This window comes from Arthrobacter sp. PsM3 (genome assembly GCF_030433895.1).
Lineage (GTDB): Bacteria > Actinomycetota > Actinomycetes > Actinomycetales > Micrococcaceae > Arthrobacter.
In genome coordinates this window covers 1-2,360 of record NZ_JARUXE010000096.1, presented here as the reverse complement: position 1 = coordinate 2,360, position 2,360 = coordinate 1, and the positions used below count along the sequence as shown (strand labels likewise).

Below are 2,360 nucleotides of genomic sequence, written 5' to 3'. Positions count from 1 at the left end.
GTATTCAAACACGCTAACTCGAAAAACTAACTTTAATTGTCCTGTTTGTCTCGCGTTCTTTCGAAAAATGCACCGGCCGCGCATTATTTGTACTGCGAAAATAATTGGTACTGCGGTATCTTCATTTCATATTTTAAAAATGCACCTTTGCTGCTTTTCCTTAATTTTTAGACGGCCCGCAGGTTCGTTTTGCGGTACTATCTTGTGATAAAAAGTTGTTTTGACATGTGATCTGCACAGATTTTATAATGTAATAAGCAAGAATACATTATCAAACGAACAATACTGGTAAAAGAAAACCAAAATGGACGACATTGAAACAGCCAAGAATCTGACGGTAAAAGCACGTACAGCTTATAGCGTCTGGGATGTATGTCGGCTGTTTATTGAAATGATTGCTCCTGATGTAGATATTGATATAGAGAGTAAACGTAAGTCTGATGAGCTACTCTTTCCAGGATATGTCATAAGGCCCATGGAATCTCTCACAACCGGTAGGCCGTATGGTCTTGATTCTAGCGCAGAAGATTCCAGCGTATCTTCTGACTCCAGTGCTGAGGTAATTTTGCCTGCTGCGAAGATGGTTAAGGAAAGGTTTGATTCGATTGGAAATGGTATGCTCTCTTCACAAGAAGCAAGTCAGGCTGCCATAGATTTGATGCTACAGAATAACAAGCTGTTAGACAATAGAAAGCAACTATACAAATCTATTGCTATAATAATAGGAAGATTGCCCGAGAAAGACAAGAAGAGAGCTACCGAAATGCTCATGAGAAAAATGGATTGTACACAGTTATTAGTCCCACCAGCTCCAACGGAAGAAGATGTTATGAAGCTCGTAAGCGTCGTTACCCAATTGCTTACTTTAGTTCCACCAGATCGTCAAGCTGCTTTAATAGGTGATTTATTCATCCCGGAATCTCTAAAGGATATATTCAATAGTTTCAATGAACTGGCGGCAGAGAATCGTTTACAGCAAAAAAAGAGTGAGTTGGAAGGAAGGACTGAAGTGAACCATGCTAATACAAATGAAGAAGTTCCCTCCAGGCGAACAAGAAGTAGAGACACAAATGCAAGAGGAGCATATAAATTACAAAACACCATCACTGAGGGCCCTAAAGCGGTTCCCACGAAAAAAAGGAGAGTAGCAACGAGGGTAAGGGGCAGAAAATCACGTAATACTTCTAGGGTATGATCCAATATCAAAGGAAATGATAGCATTGAAGGATGAGACTAATCCAATTGAGGAGTGGCAGCATATAGAACAGCTAAAGGGTAGTGCTGAAGGAAGCATACGATACCCCGCATGGAATGGGATAATATCACAGGAGGTACTAGACTACCTTTCATCCTACATAAATAGACGCATATAAGTACGCATTTAAGCATAAACACGCACTATGCCGTTCTTCTCATGTATATATATATACAGGCAACACGCAGATATAGGTGCGACGTGAACAGTGAGCTGTATGTGCGCAGCTCGCGTTGCATTTTCGGAAGCGCTCGTTTTCGGAAACGCTTTGAAGTTCCTATTCCGAAGTTCCTATTCTCTAGAAAGTATAGGAACTTCAGAGCGCTTTGAAAACCAAAAGCGCTTTGAAGACGCACTTTGAAAAATCCAAAAACGCACCGCACCGTAACTACTACACCGCGAATACTGTGCCCTGAAACATTGCTCAAAAGTATCTCTTTGCTATATATCTCTGTGCTATATCCCTATATAACCTACCCATCCACCTTTCGCTCCTTGAACTTGCATCTAAACTCGACCTCTACATCAACAGGCTTCCAATGCTCTTCAAATTTTACTGTCAAGTAGACCCATACGGCTGTAATATGCTGCTCTTCATAATGTAAGCTTATCTTTATCGAATCGTGTGAAAAACTACTACCGCGATAAACCTTTACGGTTCCCTGAGATTGAATTAGTTCCTTTAGTATATGATACAAGACACTTTTGAACTTTGTACGACGAATTTTGAGGTTCGCCATCCTCTGGCTATTTCCAATTATCCTGTCGGCTATTATCTCCGCCTCAGTTTGATCTTCCGCTTCAGACTGCCATTTTTCACATAATGAATCTATTTCACCCCACAATCCTTCATCCGCCTCCGCATCTTGTTCCGTTAAACTATTGACTTCATGTTGTACATTGTTTAGTTCACGAGAAGGGTCCTCTTCAGGCGGTAGCTCCTGATCTCCTATATGACCTTTATCCTGTTCTCTTTCCACAAACTTAGAAATGTATTCATGAATTATGGAGCACCTAATAACATTCTTCAAGGCGGAGAAGTTTGGGCCAGATGCCCAATATGCTTGACATGAAAACGTGAGAATGAATTTAGTATTATTGTGAT

Annotated in this window: 2 protein-coding genes; one reads left to right on the top strand and one right to left on the bottom strand. The window is 40.7% G+C overall.

Annotated elements, in window-relative coordinates:
• Positions 1–304 precede the first annotated feature (304 nt).
• Positions 305–1,195, top strand: a complete 891-nt coding sequence (locus QCD75_RS21710) for a hypothetical protein (RefSeq protein WP_022618806.1) — start codon at positions 305–307, stop codon at positions 1,193–1,195.
• Between the two features lie 533 nt (positions 1,196–1,728).
• On the opposite strand, the gene QCD75_RS21705 is transcribed toward QCD75_RS21710, so the two are convergent.
• On the bottom strand, positions 1,729–2,360 hold a 632-nt coding region (locus QCD75_RS21705; RefSeq protein WP_301231600.1), incomplete at its 5' end, for a hypothetical protein.

What these genes read in the sequence shown, in the direction of transcription:
- QCD75_RS21710 (WP_022618806.1), top strand. Translation starts at nt 305, where the DNA reads ATGGACGACATTGAAACAGCCAAGAATCTGACGGTAAAAGCACGTACA.